The 15,190-nt window shown below is 59.4% G+C and carries 19 protein-coding genes and 1 pseudogene; 10 read left to right on the top strand and 10 right to left on the bottom strand.

What is annotated here, in order from left to right; translation table 11 throughout:
• Positions 1 to 68 precede the first annotated feature (68 nt).
• From JCM15831_RS03610 to mtnK, 4 genes are read left to right on the top strand one after another with little or no spacing between them, the layout of a single operon-like run.
• Positions 69 to 1,049, top strand: coding sequence for an aldo/keto reductase (locus tag JCM15831_RS03610; RefSeq protein WP_025822773.1), 981 nt, complete (start codon positions 69 to 71; stop codon positions 1,047 to 1,049).
• Positions 1,046 to 1,444 (top strand): hypothetical protein, encoded by a 399-nt coding sequence (locus tag JCM15831_RS19935; RefSeq protein WP_051528284.1) that lies wholly within the window; start codon positions 1,046 to 1,048, stop codon positions 1,442 to 1,444. The genes JCM15831_RS03610 and JCM15831_RS19935 overlap by 4 nt, the downstream gene beginning before the upstream one ends.
• Before the next feature lie 13 nt (positions 1,445 to 1,457).
• Positions 1,458 to 1,748 (top strand): hypothetical protein, encoded by a 291-nt coding sequence (locus JCM15831_RS19930; protein WP_051528283.1) that lies wholly within the window; start codon positions 1,458 to 1,460, stop codon positions 1,746 to 1,748.
• A complete protein-coding gene (mtnK, locus tag JCM15831_RS03600; RefSeq protein ID WP_025822771.1) occupies positions 1,745 to 2,938 on the top strand; it encodes an S-methyl-5-thioribose kinase in 1,194 nt (397 codons plus the stop codon). Before JCM15831_RS19930 ends, mtnK begins: the two co-directional genes overlap by 4 nt.
• On the opposite strand, the pseudogene JCM15831_RS16405 reads toward mtnK, so the two are convergent.
• Positions 2,887 to 3,413, bottom strand: a pseudogene (locus tag JCM15831_RS16405) (flavin reductase family protein). The gene mtnK and the pseudogene JCM15831_RS16405 sit on opposite strands and share 52 nt — an antisense overlap.
• A 244-nt stretch (positions 3,414 to 3,657) precedes the next feature.
• On the opposite strand from JCM15831_RS16405, the gene JCM15831_RS20820 reads away from it, so the two are divergent.
• The 4 genes from JCM15831_RS20820 to JCM15831_RS03585 are packed head-to-tail and all read left to right on the top strand — an operon-like array spanning position 3,658 to position 6,031.
• Positions 3,658 to 3,864 carry a DUF2849 domain-containing protein gene (locus JCM15831_RS20820; RefSeq protein WP_306301815.1) on the top strand — a complete coding sequence of 69 codons (207 nt, stop codon included), beginning with the start codon at positions 3,658 to 3,660 and terminating at the stop codon, positions 3,862 to 3,864.
• A gap of 1 nt (position 3,865) precedes the next feature.
• Entirely contained in the window at positions 3,866 to 3,973 is a 108-nt protein-coding gene (locus JCM15831_RS23610; protein WP_306301814.1) for a DUF2849 domain-containing protein, read from the top strand.
• Complete coding sequence (locus JCM15831_RS03590) at positions 3,970 to 5,640, top strand: nitrite/sulfite reductase (protein ID WP_025822769.1); 1,671 nt, start codon at positions 3,970 to 3,972, stop codon at positions 5,638 to 5,640. Before JCM15831_RS23610 ends, JCM15831_RS03590 begins: the two co-directional genes overlap by 4 nt.
• Positions 5,627 to 6,031, top strand: a complete 405-nt coding sequence (locus JCM15831_RS03585) for a DUF934 domain-containing protein (protein ID WP_025822768.1) — start codon at positions 5,627 to 5,629, stop codon at positions 6,029 to 6,031. Before JCM15831_RS03590 ends, JCM15831_RS03585 begins: the two co-directional genes overlap by 14 nt.
• A 181-nt stretch (positions 6,032 to 6,212) precedes the next feature.
• On the opposite strand, the gene JCM15831_RS16400 is transcribed toward JCM15831_RS03585, so the two are convergent.
• The 6 genes from JCM15831_RS16400 to JCM15831_RS03565 all read right to left on the bottom strand — a co-directional run bounded on the left by JCM15831_RS16400 (position 6,213) and on the right by JCM15831_RS03565 (position 11,209).
• Positions 6,213 to 7,379, bottom strand: coding sequence for an alginate export family protein (locus JCM15831_RS16400; RefSeq protein ID WP_156938727.1), 1,167 nt, complete (start codon positions 7,377 to 7,379; stop codon positions 6,213 to 6,215).
• Between the two features lie 44 nt (positions 7,380 to 7,423).
• The gene (locus JCM15831_RS21350) at positions 7,424 to 7,675 is read right to left on the bottom strand and encodes a hypothetical protein (RefSeq protein WP_156938726.1); all 252 of its coding nucleotides are present in this window, start codon (positions 7,673 to 7,675) and stop codon (positions 7,424 to 7,426) included.
• A 10-nt stretch (positions 7,676 to 7,685) separates the two neighbouring features.
• Positions 7,686 to 8,468 (bottom strand): cation:dicarboxylate symporter family transporter, encoded by a 783-nt coding sequence (locus tag JCM15831_RS24170; RefSeq protein ID WP_456303425.1) that lies wholly within the window; start codon positions 8,466 to 8,468, stop codon positions 7,686 to 7,688.
• Positions 8,468 to 8,833, bottom strand: coding sequence for a cation:dicarboxylate symporter family transporter (locus JCM15831_RS24165; protein ID WP_456303424.1), 366 nt, complete (start codon positions 8,831 to 8,833; stop codon positions 8,468 to 8,470). The genes JCM15831_RS24170 and JCM15831_RS24165 overlap by 1 nt, the downstream gene beginning before the upstream one ends.
• A gap of 468 nt (positions 8,834 to 9,301) precedes the next feature.
• A complete protein-coding gene (gene glk / locus JCM15831_RS03570) occupies positions 9,302 to 10,276 on the bottom strand; it encodes a glucokinase (RefSeq protein WP_025822767.1) in 975 nt (324 codons plus the stop codon).
• A 120-nt stretch (positions 10,277 to 10,396) separates the two neighbouring features.
• Positions 10,397 to 11,209: an SDR family NAD(P)-dependent oxidoreductase gene (locus tag JCM15831_RS03565; RefSeq protein ID WP_025822766.1), complete on the bottom strand. Its 813-nt coding sequence runs from the start codon at positions 11,207 to 11,209 to the stop codon at positions 10,397 to 10,399.
• 43 nt (positions 11,210 to 11,252) lie between these two features.
• On the opposite strand from JCM15831_RS03565, the gene JCM15831_RS03560 reads away from it, so the two are divergent.
• Positions 11,253 to 12,593, top strand: a complete 1,341-nt coding sequence (locus JCM15831_RS03560; RefSeq protein ID WP_232227975.1) for a GNAT family N-acetyltransferase — start codon at positions 11,253 to 11,255, stop codon at positions 12,591 to 12,593.
• Positions 12,594 to 12,678: 85 nt separating this feature from the next.
• On the opposite strand, the gene thiL is transcribed toward JCM15831_RS03560, so the two are convergent.
• The 3 genes from thiL to nrdR are packed head-to-tail and all read right to left on the bottom strand — an operon-like array spanning position 12,679 to position 14,631.
• Positions 12,679 to 13,623, bottom strand: a complete 945-nt coding sequence (gene thiL, locus JCM15831_RS03555) for a thiamine-phosphate kinase (RefSeq protein WP_035773775.1) — start codon at positions 13,621 to 13,623, stop codon at positions 12,679 to 12,681.
• Position 13,624: 1 nt separating this feature from the next.
• On the bottom strand, positions 13,625 to 14,122 hold the full coding sequence (gene nusB / locus JCM15831_RS03550) for a transcription antitermination factor NusB (RefSeq protein WP_025822760.1): 498 nt from the start codon (positions 14,120 to 14,122) through the stop codon (positions 13,625 to 13,627).
• Positions 14,119 to 14,631: a transcriptional regulator NrdR gene (nrdR, locus tag JCM15831_RS03545; RefSeq protein WP_025822759.1), complete on the bottom strand. Its 513-nt coding sequence runs from the start codon at positions 14,629 to 14,631 to the stop codon at positions 14,119 to 14,121. The genes nusB and nrdR overlap by 4 nt, the downstream gene beginning before the upstream one ends.
• A gap of 74 nt (positions 14,632 to 14,705) precedes the next feature.
• On the opposite strand from nrdR, the gene JCM15831_RS03540 reads away from it, so the two are divergent.
• Positions 14,706 to 15,188 (top strand): copper chaperone PCu(A)C, encoded by a 483-nt coding sequence (locus JCM15831_RS03540; RefSeq protein ID WP_198024227.1) that lies wholly within the window; start codon positions 14,706 to 14,708, stop codon positions 15,186 to 15,188.
• The last annotated feature ends 2 nt before the right edge of the window (positions 15,189 to 15,190 follow it).

The following is a 15,190-nucleotide window of genomic DNA, read 5'->3' as shown; positions in this document are numbered from 1 at the left end:
AAGCACGCTTGATACTTGCGTCTCGTCTTTACTGAACTAGACTTGCGTCCCTATTGAAGGAGGCGGCTATGCGCTATCGCTCTCTCGGGCAGTCTGGCCTGATCGTTTCAGAACTTGGGCTGGGCTGTAATAATCTGGGCGGTCGCATAGACGCGCAGCAATCCCACCGCCTTGTCGATGCCGCGCTCGATCTGGGCGTTACCTTTTTCGACGTTGCCGATGTCTACGGGCGACGCGACACCTATGCAGGCGCCTCTGAAGAAGCCCTTGGTGCGGCCCTTGCGACCCGGCGCAGCAAAGCCGTGATCGCGACCAAATTCGGTATGAATCTCGCAGGTGGCGCCGATGAGGCGGGGCTCACCTCCGGCGGGTCTCGCCGCTATATCATGCAAGCCGTCGATGCGAGTCTGAGCCGCCTGAAGACCGACTGGATCGATCTTTATCAGCTGCATTTCCCCGATCCACAGACGCCGCTGGAGGAAACGCTCCGCGCTTTTGACGATCTTATCCGCGCAGGAAAGATCCGCTACGCTGGCGTCTCCAACCTGCCTGCGTGGCAGGTCGCCGATGCCTGCCATATTGCGAAACGCGAGGGATTTTCTGGAATCATTTCCTGTCAGGACGAGTTCTCGCTTCTCGAACGCAAGGCACAAAACGATCTTCTGCCCGCGCTGACCCATTTCGGTCTTGGTCTGCTGCCCTATTTCCCCCTGGCCTCGGGCATGCTGACCGGCAAATATCTCCAAGACGCACCACCGCCCGAAGGGTCACGCCTTGCCGCCTGGACCTATCTTCAGGAGCAATATCGCAGCCCTACTGTCTGGGTTTTCATCAAGACGCTGACTGCACTCGCCGAGCGTCATAATGCCAGCCTTACAGATCTGGCTTTCGGGTGGCTTCTCAGACACCAGCAGGTTGGAAGCGTCATCGCCGGAGCCACGTCCGAAGCTCAGGTGCAGGCCAACGCGCGCTCCTGCGACGATACCCTCAGCGACGCTGTCTTTTCCGAACTCGACAGCATCCTCCAGGCACATGACGCAAGCTCATGAACCCGTCGCAGCAGAACTGGCAGCTCACGACGCTTTCTCAGCGCCTGATCGTCTCCTGCCATCCCGCACCGGAGCTTGAAGACTCCGCTCTTCTAGAGGGAATCGACTCCGTCTGGCGGGACACCCGCCGACACCATCCGAAACTCTATAACGGTCGGGTTTTTTGTGTCTCCGACCTCAAGCCTGACGCCATATCCGGGTTTTGGTGCGAGTATCGCTGGGTTCTGGCTCAGATGCGGTCGCCCGAATTAGCAGCCCGACTGAAACTCCGCTCTCTCGCCGTGACAGGGTTACTGATCTGCCCTGAAGGGGTGGTTCTGGGACGGCGCAATCCTGCCTCGCTCTATCTGCGGGTTCTGGCAGGGCGTCCCGGCGGGGAGCGTCGAGGCGCGTGAAGCGAGCGACACGGTGAATCTGCCGGAACAGCTTTTGGCTGAACTGGACGAGGAAGTCGGACTTAGCCACGACGTGATACTAACCGACCCTCTCCTCGCCTGCGAGCATGACACCACCCATATCATCGACCTCGGTTTCGCCATTCGCACCGAGCTGAGCTTCGACGCGATCCGTGCAGGCTGGCAGGCCAAGGCCAATGACGAATATGACGCGCTCGAATGCCATGCGTGGCACGAGATCGCCCCTCTCACTTCGCAGGTCCTGCCGACGACGCGCGCCCTGCTGGAGCGCCTTGCCCCATGAGTGCCTACCGCCCCCTCTCCGCCTCCCTGCTCATCGACCATCTTGCAACCCTGCCAGATCTGACGGCACGGCTCGGCGGAAAAGCCGCAGACTGGATAGCGCGTGAAGTCAGCGACGGCAATCTGAACACGGTTTTCATCGTGACAGGCCCGGCCGGTAGCGTCTGCTGCAAGCAGTCACTGCCCTATGTCCGCGTCGATCCAAACTGGGCCATGCCGCTCGAGCGCACTCTCTTCGAGGCCCGCTGGATGCAGGCCGTCAGCCCCGCGGTTGGGCATCAGATTTCCGAGCTCTATCATCTCGATGAGGGGCTCTTTCTCATCGTCATGGAAAATCTCGGCAGCCATCAGGTGCTCCGCTCAGCCCTTGTGAGCGGCGTCGCCCCTGCGGGTTTTGCTGCCCGGATCGGTGAATTTGTCGGCCATGCCGCCTATGCGACGTCATGGCGTGCCCTCGCCTTTGAAGATGTCTACGCCCTGCGCGACAAGTTCTCGCGCAATCTGGCTTTGACGCGCATCACGGTCGATCTCGTTCTGACCGATCCCTATCGCAGCGCGTGCTCCCGTAATCACTGGCTCTCTCCCGAGCTGGACGACCTCGTCACCGCGCTTCAGGAAGACGCAGTGCTCCACACTGCCGTGGAGCGGATGCAGGAGCGTTTTCTCTCGAGCAGTCAGGCGCTTTTGCATGGCGATCTGCATACCGGCTCAATCATGATCAGCGGCGACGATGTGCGCGTCATCGATGGAGAATTCGCCGTTTACGGCCCGATCGGGTTCGATCTCGGTATGTTCATCGCCAATCTCGTCATGAATGGCTACGCACAAACCGGACATGAGGACTGGATGCGCGATGAAATCGCCCTTCTCTGGGCAAGCTTCAGACGTGCCTATCTTGAACGCTGGGAGCATGGCGGCGCACAAGGCGACCTAGGATCACTCACCCAGCCCGCCAGCTGTGGGACAGAACGCACCCGGTTCTTCCAGCAAGTCATGCATGATGCTGTAGGCTTTGCCGGTCTGGAAATGATCCGCCGGACAATCGGATTTGCCCAGATTGCCGATTACGAGGCGGCACAAGACCGTGCTGGCGAGATCGAAGCCAGAAGGCGCGCGCTGATGACAGGGCGCAGCCTCATTCAGAAAGCCTTCCAGATCGACACGATCGAGGCTCTCCTCGACCATGTCTGACCGGGCGCGAGTGCCCTAGGCGCGCTGTCAGGCCCGGCGATAGCGCGATCGAACCAGACGAGACCCGACGTCTCCTGCCGGGTGAATTCGGCGCAAAGCGGCTCCACGAAGAAGACGCTGTGCGTGCCGATTTCCTGCGTCAGGCTGATCCGGCATTCAAGTGAGACCAGCGCCCCTTCGAGGATCGGCATACCGATCTCACCTTTACGCCATGTCCCGGCATTGAAGCGGGCCTCCATGTCATATCGGGAGCTGCCGAACAGGGAGGACAAGGCTTCCTGCTCATGGGCTAGAATGTTGATGGCCAGCAGACCGTGGGTCACGAGATGCGCATGGTCGATGCCGAACGATTCACGCAGACGAGCAGCGTCGCAGGATCGTCCGAAACACTACACACGGCAGAGGCCGTAAATCCGTGGCGCCCGTTTTCACCATCCGTCGTGATAATCGTCACGGCACTCGCCAGGCGAGCCATGGCATCACGAAAAATTTCTTTCGACAGGGGTGAGCGATCCTGCATCGTTTCAGCTCCACAGAGGTTTGAAGGCACCGGTATGCGGCATTTTCCCCTTGCGACAAGAGGTGAACGCATAATTTACCAAAGCCAGACGCGCTTTGACGCCTTGCTCCTGACTCGGTTTCCTGTGATATAAACACACGATCATCGTGGATAGTTTATAATCCACGCGGTGAATAGCTTAAACGAGGCGGGATAACGGATGAAACGGGCGATACGCATAGGCGCTGGTGAAGCACTGGTGCTAACGGCCAACCGATTGCTCGATGGGCTGATCGTCTGGCGCGCTGCCGATGGTACGTGGCAGCGTTCGATTGCTCACGCCGCTGTCCTCTCGCCTGAAGACTACGAATCGGTGCTCGAAACTGCCACAAAATCAGCAGAAAGACGGTGTCGTCGGGGTCTATGAGGTGGTCGTGCTCCCTGGGCCGCCGGTCGCGCCTGTGAGCGTGAGAGAGCGTATCCGGGCTTTCGGTCCCACGGTTCACCCGCAATTTGCCACGGAGTTAGACGCATGAATGCGCCTGTCGGTCTCTACCAATACCAGACGGCAGATCGCGAGTTTCTGGCCTCGCGCATCACCGAATTCGAAGGGCAGGTCCAGCGACGCCTCGACGGTGAACTGACCGAGGACGAATTCAAGCCCCTTCGTCTGATGAACGGCCTCTATCTGCAGTTGCACGCCTATATGCTGCGCGTGGCCATTCCCTACGGCGTTCTCGACTCACGTCAGATGCGCAAGCTCGGTCACATCGCACGACGTTATGACCGCGATTACGGCCACTTCACCACGCGTCAGAACATCCAGTTCAACTGGATCAAGCTCGAGGAAACGCCAGAAATCCTGCGCCAGCTGGCCGATGTGGACATGCATGCCATCCAGACCAGCGGCAATTGCATTCGCAACGTCACCTGCGACCAGTTCGCCGGTGCGGCTGCCGACGAATTGATGGACCCGCGCGTTCACGCTGAAATCCTCCGCCAGTGGTCGACGTTGCATCCGGAATTCACCTTCCTGCCGCGCAAGTTCAAGATCGCAATCTCGGGCAGCCCGCAGGACCGTGTGGCGGCGCGCTTTCACGATATCGGCATCATTGCGCGTCCCGGCGAGAACGGTCCCCTTTTCCGGATCTTTGTCGGCGGCGGGCTGGGTCGCACGCCTCTCGTTGGACACGAACTCTTCGATGCCGTGCCAGAATCAGACCTGCTGATGACGCTCGAAGCCGTGCTGCGCGTCTATAATGCCTATGGCCGGCGCGATAATATCTACAAGGCCCGTATCAAGATTCTCGTTCAGGCTCTCGGAATTGACGGCTACCGCAAGGCCGTCGAGCACGAATTATCGCGCATGAACCCGGACCATTACCGCCTCGCCCCGGAAACGGTGGCGGCCATCAAGGCGCGTTTTGCGGCTCCGGATCTCACTGCGTCGCCCGAAGCAGAAAGCAAGCTGCTTCAGGACCGACGCGGCAATGTCGAGTTCGATCGCTGGGTACGGAGCAACACCCACCCGCATTTCGCGCCGGGTCGCATCGTCGTGACCGTCTCGATCAAGCCCGCGGGCGGCATTCCAGGAGATGCCACCTCGGATCAGCTTGAGCGACTGGCCGATCTGGCCGATCAGTTCTCTTTCGGCGAATTGCGGATCACCCATCTGCAGAATGTCGTGCTGGCCCATGTCCCGCAGGATCGCCTTGTGGAGCTCTGGCAGGCTTTGACGGATATCGGTCTGGGCGATGCCAATCACGAGTTGATTGGCGATATCGTCGCCTGCCCCGGCCTCGATTACTGCGCTCTCGCCAATTCGCGCTCGATCCCGATTGCCCAAAAGCTCAGCGCCCGCTTTGCCGATAATGCGCTTCAGGAAGAGATCGGCAAGTTACGAATCAATATCTCCGGCTGCATCAATGCCTGCGGCCATCATCATGTCGGGCACATCGGTCTGCTCGGCGTGGATAAGCGGGGAGAAGAGTTCTTCCAGATCACTTTAGGCGGGCGTGACGACGATCACTCACGTACGGGTGATATCCTCGGTGCGGCCCTGCCCGAAGACGACATGGTCGATGCGATTGCACGCATTGTCGATCGCTTTTTGAGTGTGCGCGAAAAGGGCGAGCAGTTCCTCGACACCTTGACGCGTCTCGGCGACGCCCCCTTCAAGGAAGCGGCATATGAAACAGTTTGACCTCGCGCCGGTTCGCCATCCCGCCCCGGCGAGCCTCGATGTCGTGCCCGTGGCGGAGATGTCAGAAGCTACCCGCGCCATCCGCCTGACACCGGACTTTGACGTTGAGACGCTCGGTACGGCGTTGGATCATCTCGATCTCATCATCGTCACCTTTCCGATCTTCCGTGACGGTCGCGGCTTCACGCAGGCCCGCGCCTTGCGGGAATATTTCGGTTTTGCGGGAGAGATCCGTGCAGAAGGCCATCTGATTGCAGATCAGGCCCAGTTTCTGCGGACCTGCGGGGTGGATTCCGTGTCGCTCGCCGATGATTCCGACACGACCCCTTGGCTGAAGGCGCTCTCGCTCTTTCCTGCCACCTATCAGTCACGTCTCGGCTTGCGCGCCTGAGCGCGCTGACCTCTCGCGGCTTACACAGCTCTCTAACGGAGCGTAAGTCGCGAGGAGGCCTCTGGTCAGAAGCGGTAATTGGCCCAGCCTGCGAGAAAATCCGAGCTCGTACACCCTGCTCGTGTCAACGCAGGTCCCGCCTGAAGATGCTCGTAACGCCCCGTAAAACTCAGCCGTCTCGTCAGGTCCAGACGGCTTGGGCGCGCGTCGACTGGGCGACGCGGCGTGCATGAGTACTCTGGCTACCGGAAAATGCTGTCCCATTCGCGCGATACACGGCATCCGTCAGGCTCGCACGCCAGGCAAACTGATGCTCAAAGGTCAGTCGTACGCTCTCGATCGGTGAGATTGTCACATTAGGCGCCAACGCCATCAGGTTGGTCGGGGTGAGAAAGAGCTGGTAGCTGTAATAGATGTTATTGCCAAAAGGTACTGTGGCGTTCCGGAGCGTGCCTTTTCCGAAAGCCCCGCCGCCACTGGCATAGTCAACATGCACGCCAATGCGCGGCGCCGTACGAGCCGCCCCGAGGCGGTAGGTCTGCGCCATAAAAACCTGAAAGGCTTCGATCCGGCGATTTTCATAGTGACCACTCTGATAATTGGCCACCCAGTCGATCGTCAGACGATCAACGTCCCCCCAAAGCCGTGCCCCGTAATACACTCTCTCTTCCCGTGCCTGTCCGGTTCCCCAGACGGCACGACGGTTACGCAGACGCCAGACAAACGGATCGAGATAAAGCTTCGATTTCCCCAGAAAGCTGTGGGGGATAACAAGTCCGGCCGTTCCGCCTGAAAACCTGATTCCGCGATCGATCACATCGTCACGGGCGCCCCCATGGCCGAGACGTGTGTAATGAAAATCGAAGAAATCGCCTCTGAGCTTTTTACCGCGCAGCCAGAAACGGGTCCCGTTCAACACAAAACGCAGCGTGTTGTTATCGCGCTGCGATGTCATGAGATTGGCGCCATCGGTGAATTCCTGACGTCCATAGCGAACTCCGGCATTCAGCGACGAGAATGGCGCATCCGCCTCAGCAAAATACTGCTGGAGAAACAGTTTATTCCGCATCGCCGCGGTCGGCACCCCGATATTCGGCCCCGATATGCCACCATGGGCGAGCTCGCCGAAGGCACGAAAATATCGGGTGATGTGCAAATCGGCCCCGCCCACAAGACGCATGATCTCCTGCCGTTGTAACGGGCCTTTCCCGAGATTGGGATTACTGGTCTGATTGAGACGCAGCCTCATCTCGCCGGAGAACGTCAGATAGATCGTCTGCCTGGCATTGAGCGGGATGAATTTGAGACGATCGAGGACGTCGCGACGCTTTTTTGCCTCGCGCATCATCGTCCAGTCCTCCGCCCAGCGAGAAAGATTATATCCGGCCGTCGTTACGCCATCACCCGCCGCCGGAGCCGGATAGGCACTGACGGCAGGCTCTGCTGGTGCACGTGTCTGGGAGAGAGGGTCAGGAGCCGGATTAAGCCTGACAGGGAGCGTGCCTGAGGCGCCAGAGGTCTCCAGTCTTTTCGACTATCGGCGACGCTCTCTGAAGGCTCGACCAAAAGGGACAGTGACGTCGCCGCCGCCCCAAGAAGCTTGAGCGAAAAACGATCCCGGCTTCCCATGATCATGACAGTCAACGCCCATTCCCTACTCTGAGAGTCGAGGAGGCACGGCTTTTTGCCCCGACAACGCCCGCGCGAGATCCTCCCGGTTAAGAACACCCTCCCATCGTGCCACCACGATGGTCGCCACCGCATTGCCGATGAAATTCGTCAGGCTTCGACACTCGCTCATAAATCGATCGACCCCCAGAATGAGGGCGATCCCGGCCTCAGGGATTGTGGGCAGGATCGACAGAGTTGCCGCCAGCGTGATGAATCCGGCCCCCGTGACCCCGGCAGCGCCTTTGGAAGACAGCATCGCCATACCGAGCAGCAGGATCTGCTGCCCGAAACTCAGATGGATATCATAGGCCTGCGCGATAAAGAGCGCCGCAAGTGTCATATAGATATTCGTGCCGTCGAGATTGAACGAGTAGCCCATCGGTACGACCAGGCCGACGATGGTTTTGGGGCATCCTGCCTGTTCCATTTTCGCCATCAGGCTCGGCAAGGCGCTCTCGGAGGAAGAAGTGCCGAGGACCAGAAGCAATTCGGCGCGGAGATAGGCAATTAGACGCAGGATCGAAAATCCGGCCAGCCGCCCGACAAGTCCGAGGATGACAACGACGAAAATAATCGCCGTCAGATAGAAGGTTACGACCAGTGTAGCGAGATCGGCAAGGCTCCCAGCGCCGTATTTGCCAACGGTGAATGCCATGGCGCCGAAAGCCCCGATGGGCGCGGCCTTCATCAGGATGCCGACGATCTTGAACGCAACCGCCGAGATCTCTTCGAGCACTTCATGGATGCGCGCACCGCGTTCACCCATCAGGCAAGGCCGACGCCCGTCAGAATGGCGACAAACAGGGCCTGAAGGATGTTGCCGGTCGTCAGAGCCGAAACGAAGGTCTCCGGGATGATGTTCAGCACGAAGTCGGTGACGCTGCTTTCATGGGCTTTGCCGATATAACCTGCCACACTCGCGCTATAATCACCTGCCTCGCTGACTTTGGCATGGATGCCTGCCCCCGGTCGGATAACATTGGCGGTGACCAGACCGACAATCAGTGCCAGGGTCGAAAAGAACAGGAAATACCCGAATGTCTTGCCTGCGACACGCGCAACTGCCCGCAGGTCACGCATTCCGGCAATGCCGGTGACGATGGTCAGAAAGATGACTGGAGGAATGATCATCTTGACGAGGCGAATGAACCATCCCCGAAGGGTCGAAGAGCCTGACCTGTCTGGGGCGCAAAATGCCCAATCAGCGACCCGACGGCGATCGCCAGAAGAACCTGAAAATAGGTATGCCGGTAAAAGGCCTTCCTCTTTTCCGGTTGAGGCGAGACCTCTGGCCCTTCTGCGAGCGGAACTGTTTTCATTTCTGGCCTCGATGTCCGGACAAGACGGAACCGCTACGTTAAATTAATTTTGCGTAATCAATAAGTCCAGGAAGAGCAAAACGCAAAACAACTTTTCCTGACGTCATCAGAAGCAGGATGACACCGAGTACGCTTCGAAAACGATCAGGTCCAAAATGCCAAAAAGCCCGGCGGTTAGCCGGGCTCTTCATGCAAGAGAAAACAGATTTTCTACATACACGACGTGCTTACTGCAGCCGGATTATCCGCAACATGCGGCCATCGCGACGCCGTCGTTGAGTTAGATGTCAGCGTGATCCGAGGCAAAAGCCGCCGCCGCGCCGAACAGACCGGGCTGAGGGTGCGTGATGATTTTAACAGGCATGTCGCCCATCATGCTCTCGAAACGTCCCTTGGCGACAAAGCGCTCGGCAAAGCCGGAATGCGGCAATTTGCCAGCCACACGCAGGCCAAGCCCGCCCGCGATGACAACGCCCTGCGCACGGTGCGCCAGCGCAAGATCGCCTGCGACAGCCCCGAGTGACAGGAAGAATCGCTCGAGCGCCGCAGCCGCCATTGAGTCTCGGCCTTCCATCGCCATTTCCCACAATGCCTTGTTATCACGCATGGTGATGGGCAGGCCCTGCATTTCGGCAATGATTTCATAAAGATTGGTCAGGCCCGGACCAGAGACAATCCGTTCGGCTGAAACGCGGCGGAACCGCCGACGCAGCGCGCGCAGAATCTTGTCCTCAAACTCGTCAAGCGGGGCAAAATCGATATGCCCGCCTTCCGTTTCGATGACAAAATACTGGTCCTTGCGACGCAACAGGCAGGCAGCGCCCAGACCCGTTCCCGGACCGACGATGGTGGTCGTACCTTCTTTGGGCAGGGGGCGATCGGGACCACAAAGATGCTCTAGATAGCGATCGTCAATCTGAGCGACCGCATGACCGACGGCACCGAAATCATTGACCAGCGTGAAATCTTCAAGATGAAGACGCTCGGCAAGCATGCCAGGCTGGATGATCCACGGGTTATTGGTCATCTTCAGCGTCTCGCCCTGTATCGGGCAGGCGATGGCAATGCCGGCATAACGCGGCAGCTCGCGATTGATCGCGCGACCGAAGGCCTCCCAGGCCAAGGCAAGGCTCGCATGATCTGCCGTGCGAAGGGTCGTCGCCTCTCCGAGCTCGACAACGCGGCCCTGATCGACTTTGGCGATCGCAAACCGCGCGTTCGTGCCTCCAATATCGACGGTGACAATATCCTGCATCACTTGCTCCACTAACCTGGGGAGATGCCCGAGCACGGATCAGCCGCAACTGATGCTCTGGCATTTCGTGATGCAGCACTCGCAGGAGAGCACGCGGACGTCAACACCTGCGATAACAAATCACACATCTTTCGCGTTCTGTTTCACTTTCGCCATGCGTAAAAGCCGATGGGCAAGGGCACGCGGCACGAGATGCGATACCAGTTTAAGCACCAGAAACACGCTCGGGAACACCAGAACGGCGCGCTTCCTGTCGACAGCGGCGGCAATCAGAGAGGCCGCTTTTGTGGGTGAGACCAGCAGAGGCCGCGCCCCATCGAGACGCTGACTCATCGCCGTGTCGATATAACCCGGCTCGACGAGCGTCACCCCCACGCCATGAGGCGCCATCGCTGCATGCAGGCAGGTCGCAAAGCGGCTCAGTCCCGCCTTGGAACTGCTATAGGCCGAAGCAAAAGGCAGATCGTGATGGGCTGCGACCGAACCGATCAGCGCAATCCGGCCTCTGCGACGCGCAGCCATGTGGGAGGCTGCTTCCGTCGCCAGCGTGACAGGCGCTGCATAATTGATCAAGGCAGCCTCCTTGACGGCGTCGACGCTCTCGGTCAGAGCGCCCTCCGGGCGGATGTCGGAGACACCCGCATTCAGAATGGCGAGATCGACAGGCCGCCCGCGTTCATCTTTGCGAAACTGGGCAATCCCCGCATCGAGATCGTTCAGAGCCAGAACCCGACACGAGACTGTCGCTCCCTTCTCTCGACAGGCCACGGCGACAGATTCAAGCCGTTCTGCATTGCGCCCCCATAGGGTGAGATGGGTGCCTTTACGCGCGTAATGTAGCGCAAGAGCACGGCCCAGACCGCCCGAGGCTCCGGTTATAAGGGTGTGATCGGGTGCAAACTCTGGCTTTGCAAACCGTTCTGAACGTGACATTCAACGCGCTTTCGTCAATTAAGTGATCATCCGGTGACGCCATGTGGTCCAGCCGGCCTATCGCCATAGAGAGTTCACCTTGCCGGACGCAGCAGATTCCCGCCAGATCGTCGCCGATGCGCTTGTCGCTGACCGGGTGGTCACCCCCCACTCCTTTACCACCGACGCAACGAGTGCATTGGACTTCACGGAGCCTCAGGCTGTGACGAACCGGGACAGGACTCCATCCAGCGCCGTGACAAGTATCCGTCCGGTGATCTCTCGCAAGGATCTCAAGACGTTCATCACGCTTCCCCGCGTTCTCTACAAGGGGCTCGACGGTTACAAGGCGCCGCTGGACATGGAGCAGAACGACCTGCTCGACCCCAAGCGCAACCCGATTTTTCGTCACGCCTCAATCCGCTATTTCATGGCGTGGCGTGACGGAATGCCCGTTGGACGCATTGCGGCGATCGTCGATGGCAAGGCTCTGGACACCTGGGACGAGAAGATCGGCTGGTTCGGTGCGATCGACGCCCTGCCTGAGCGCGGCATTCTCAAAGCGCTCTTCGACGCCGCGGAGGGTTGGCTGCGCGACCAGGGCATGCAGCGCATGCGCGGGCCTGTCACACTGGGCTATCATGGCGAGTCAGGCCTGATGGTCACCGGGCAGACCGAATCCCCGATGATCGGGACGCCTTGGCATCCTCCCGAACTTCATAGTCTGATAGAAGAGCTGGGGCTCGAAACCGGGCGCGATCTGCTCACCTTCAAGCTCGACCTGACCGACGATCTGGATGATCGTCACATCGTTCCGGGCGCGCTCAAGCCGGGCCAGGGAAAACTTGGCGAGGTCAGCGTCTCGCATCTCTCCAAAAAACAGATCACAGCTCAGGGCGAAGTGCTCAGATCGCTTTATAACGATGCCTGGGCTGGCACCTATAATTTCGTGCCATTACAATCTTATGAGATGGATGCGCTCATCGCACAGCTGAAGCTCGTCCTTCGGCCCGAGCATTACGTCCAGATCGATCATGCTGGTGAACCGGCCGCCATGGCTCTGGTCGTGCCCAATATCTACGATGTCCTTCAGGGGATCGAAGGCGCACCCTCCCCCCTCGGCTGGGCCAAACTGGGCGCCCGATTGCTCTCCCATCGCTTTGAATCGGCTCGCGTGATCCTGCTCGGCGTTTCCCATAAGGTCCGTGGCACGCTGCTCGGCGCGCTTATGCCCTCACTCGCCATCGACGAGCTGATCCGCCGTCGCGCGACCCTGCCCTACAAGAGTGTCGAGCTGGGCTGGATTCTGGATACGAACCTGCCGATGCTTAATCTGGTCAAACGTCTCGTGCCAGAGCCGAACAAGACCCATCGCATCTATGAAAAGGAGATCAGTCAGTCCTGAGCTGGCCGATCTCTATGCAGACTGACCGTCTGACCTGAATTTGTAAGGGGGGTGCTTGGCCTCACTTGCGACAGCACTTGTGCCCTCAGAAGTGCTGCCACCCTTTACGGGTAAGCGAAATCTCCTGAGCGTCCGCACCTAATACTCTGACACCCTGGCCTTCGCAGACGCGGCCGATACGCGCCACGCGGACACCACAGGCTCTGGCTGCGTTCGTGATCAGATCCGCAGCAGCATCGGGGGCTGTAAACAGAAGCTCGTAATCGTCACCGCCTGTCAGGCAGGTTTCGAACCATGCTGCGCCAGCATCCCGCGCCTGTGGGGAGAGCGGAACTGCCGCGACGTCGATCTCGACGCAAACCCTGCTTTCCCGCGCGAGATGCCCCGCATCCTGAACAAGGCCGTCTGACACATCCATCCCTGCTGTCGCGAAATCCGCGAGCGGAAAGCCGACACGTGGCTGCGGCAGACGATAACGATCGCTCAGATACCCGTCCGGGTCCGATAACTCGCCAAGCAGCGCCTGAAGCCCGAGCGCGGCGTCTCCAATCGTACCGGTGACCCAGAGCGCGTCGCCCTGACATGCGCCAGAGCGGCTGATGGCCTCACCACGCGACACTTCGCCAAGGATCGTCAGGCTCAGCACCAGCGGACCACGGGTGCCTGTCGTGTCACCGCCCAGAAGGCGCACGTCATAACGCGCCTGATCCTGCGCAAGCCCGGTGCTGAAACTCGCGAACCACTGGTCATCGAAGGCGGGAGGACGACTGATATTGAGCAGATACGCGCGCGGCACCGCCCCCATCGCCGCACAATCGGACAGACTCACGCGCAGCAATTTCCGACCGATTGTCTCTGCCGGATCGTCGGGCAGAAAATGCACGGCTTCCACAAGCGTGTCGGTCGAGAGCACGATCTGCTTGTCCGACGGCACGTCGAACAAAGCGGCGTCATTGCTCAGCCCAAGCGCCCCCTCACCGGCGAGCGGCTTGAAAAAGCGATCGATGAAATCGAACTCACCACCGCTCATTTCAGGAAGCGTCTGCTCCGGCCGTTCCCGTCTCACGCTTCTTGCCAAGCGCGTCGAGCACGCCATTCACAAGACGCGCTTCATCTCCCGAGAAAAAGCCATGGGCCACATCGAGATATTCGTTGATGACCACGCGTGCCGGAACGTCCTCTCCCAACTCCCACACGCCCGCACGGAGCAGCGCACGCAGCACAGGGTCGAGGCGCGAAAGCGGCCAGCTTTCCGGCAAGGCGCCAATCAGAGCTTCGTCGATCCGATCCTGGGCCAGGGTCGTGCCTTTGACGATCAGCCCAAAGAGCCGGAAATCAGCATCGGGCGCGTGACCCTCGTCAAAGCTTTCTTCCTGCGTTGATCCAAGACGGTGGCGCTGGAACTGGTTGATCACCGTCTCGGCGTTCTCGCCCCCCTGCTCGCACTGAAACAGCGCCTGAACGGCTGCAACGCGCGCGACGGTGCGCGAGCGCTTGGGCGGGTTCTTGGTCTGGGCTTCGTCGGTCATTTTTTGGTTCCCTTGTCTTTCTCGTGTTCACCGGGAGGAGGAAGGAGCCCTCCCTCCTCGCCAGGACGCATCGCTGTCAGGAGCTTCGAGAAAGCCTCAACTTCGCGAAAATCGCGATACACACTTGCAAAGCGCACATAAGCGACACCGTCGATGCTGTGCAATGCATCCATGGCCAATTCGCCGATGCGCGATGAAGAAATTTCAGCCTCGCCCGATGCTTCGAGCTGACGGACGAGCCCGTTCACGATGCGCTCCTGACGGTCTTCCTCGACCGGGCGCTTGCGCAGCGCGATACGGATCGAGCGCGCGAGCTTGTCACGGTCGAAGGGAACACGCCGCCCGTCCATCTTCGTCACGACCAGTTCACGCAGCTGAACACGCTCGATCGTCGTAAAACGCTGTGCACATCCGCCACAAACGCGACGCCGACGTATTGCAGCGCCATCTTCTGTCGAACGACTGTCCTTGACCTGCGTATCTTCATGGCCGCAAAACGGACAATTCATGAGAGTTTCTCCCTGATGGGCGGATGATGGCACGAACCCGGCCTGTCGGACCGGGTGCAGAAAGGAACGTATCGGTGAAAAGAGTGCAAGCTATTCTGGCATCTCTCGCAACGCTGTGCATGACGGGCGCCGCTCTGGTCCCCAATTGCGTACTCGCCCAAGCCAAAGATCATAACCTGCCCGGGCAGGAGAAAGCCAATCGCGATATCTCCATCGAAGGCTGGATCCGCCGTGCCCCGCATTATCCGGGTCTGGCGGCTGCCTATTTCACCATCGTCAACAAGGGCCATGACGCACATCTGATTTCTGGCGTGACGTCACCTGATTGTACGGCCATCGAAGCCTTTCACAGCGAGCAGGAAGTCACGAAGCACACAGCCAATCTGTTCTCTCACTTCACCATTCCGGGCGACATGACCATGGTCTTTCCGGAAGGGGGATATCATCTGATCTGCCGCAATTTCCCCGATACCGTCCAGCTCGGGCAGACCGTTCCCCTCACCTTCAAATATCTTGGTGGCAGCTCTTCAACGGTTAATTTCACTCTCAAGGAGTGAGC

The organism is Asaia astilbis JCM 15831, from assembly GCF_000613845.1.
Taxonomy (GTDB): Bacteria; Pseudomonadota; Alphaproteobacteria; order Acetobacterales; family Acetobacteraceae; genus Asaia; species Asaia astilbis.
The sequence above is the reverse complement of the archived record's forward strand: the minus strand, read 5'-3'. Positions and strand labels throughout refer to the sequence as shown.

Bases quoted from the DNA above. Each gene is read 5' to 3' on its own strand.
- JCM15831_RS03610 (WP_025822773.1), top strand. From the start codon at position 69: ATGCGCTATCGCTCTCTCGGGCAGTCTGGCCTGATCGTTTCAGAACTT.
- JCM15831_RS19935 (WP_051528284.1), top strand. From the start codon at position 1,046: ATGAACCCGTCGCAGCAGAACTGGCAGCTCACGACGCTTTCTCAGCGC.
- mtnK (WP_025822771.1), top strand. From the start codon at position 1,745: ATGAGTGCCTACCGCCCCCTCTCCGCCTCCCTGCTCATCGACCATCTT.
- JCM15831_RS20820 (WP_306301815.1), top strand. From the start codon at position 3,658: ATGAAACGGGCGATACGCATAGGCGCTGGTGAAGCACTGGTGCTAACG.
- JCM15831_RS03590 (WP_025822769.1), top strand. From the start codon at position 3,970: ATGAATGCGCCTGTCGGTCTCTACCAATACCAGACGGCAGATCGCGAG.
- JCM15831_RS03585 (WP_025822768.1), top strand. From the start codon at position 5,627: ATGAAACAGTTTGACCTCGCGCCGGTTCGCCATCCCGCCCCGGCGAGC.
- JCM15831_RS16400 (WP_156938727.1), bottom strand. From the start codon at position 7,379: ATGATGCGCGAGGCAAAAAAGCGTCGCGACGTCCTCGATCGTCTCAAA.
- JCM15831_RS24170 (WP_456303425.1), bottom strand. From the start codon at position 8,468: ATGGGTGAACGCGGTGCGCGCATCCATGAAGTGCTCGAAGAGATCTCG.
- JCM15831_RS24165 (WP_456303424.1), bottom strand. From the start codon at position 8,833: ATGATCATTCCTCCAGTCATCTTTCTGACCATCGTCACCGGCATTGCC.
- glk (WP_025822767.1), bottom strand. From the start codon at position 10,276: ATGCAGGATATTGTCACCGTCGATATTGGAGGCACGAACGCGCGGTTT.
- JCM15831_RS03565 (WP_025822766.1), bottom strand. From the start codon at position 11,209: ATGTCACGTTCAGAACGGTTTGCAAAGCCAGAGTTTGCACCCGATCAC.
- thiL (WP_035773775.1), bottom strand. From the start codon at position 13,623: ATGAGCGGTGGTGAGTTCGATTTCATCGATCGCTTTTTCAAGCCGCTC.
- nusB (WP_025822760.1), bottom strand. From the start codon at position 14,122: ATGACCGACGAAGCCCAGACCAAGAACCCGCCCAAGCGCTCGCGCACC.
- nrdR (WP_025822759.1), bottom strand. From the start codon at position 14,631: ATGAATTGTCCGTTTTGCGGCCATGAAGATACGCAGGTCAAGGACAGT.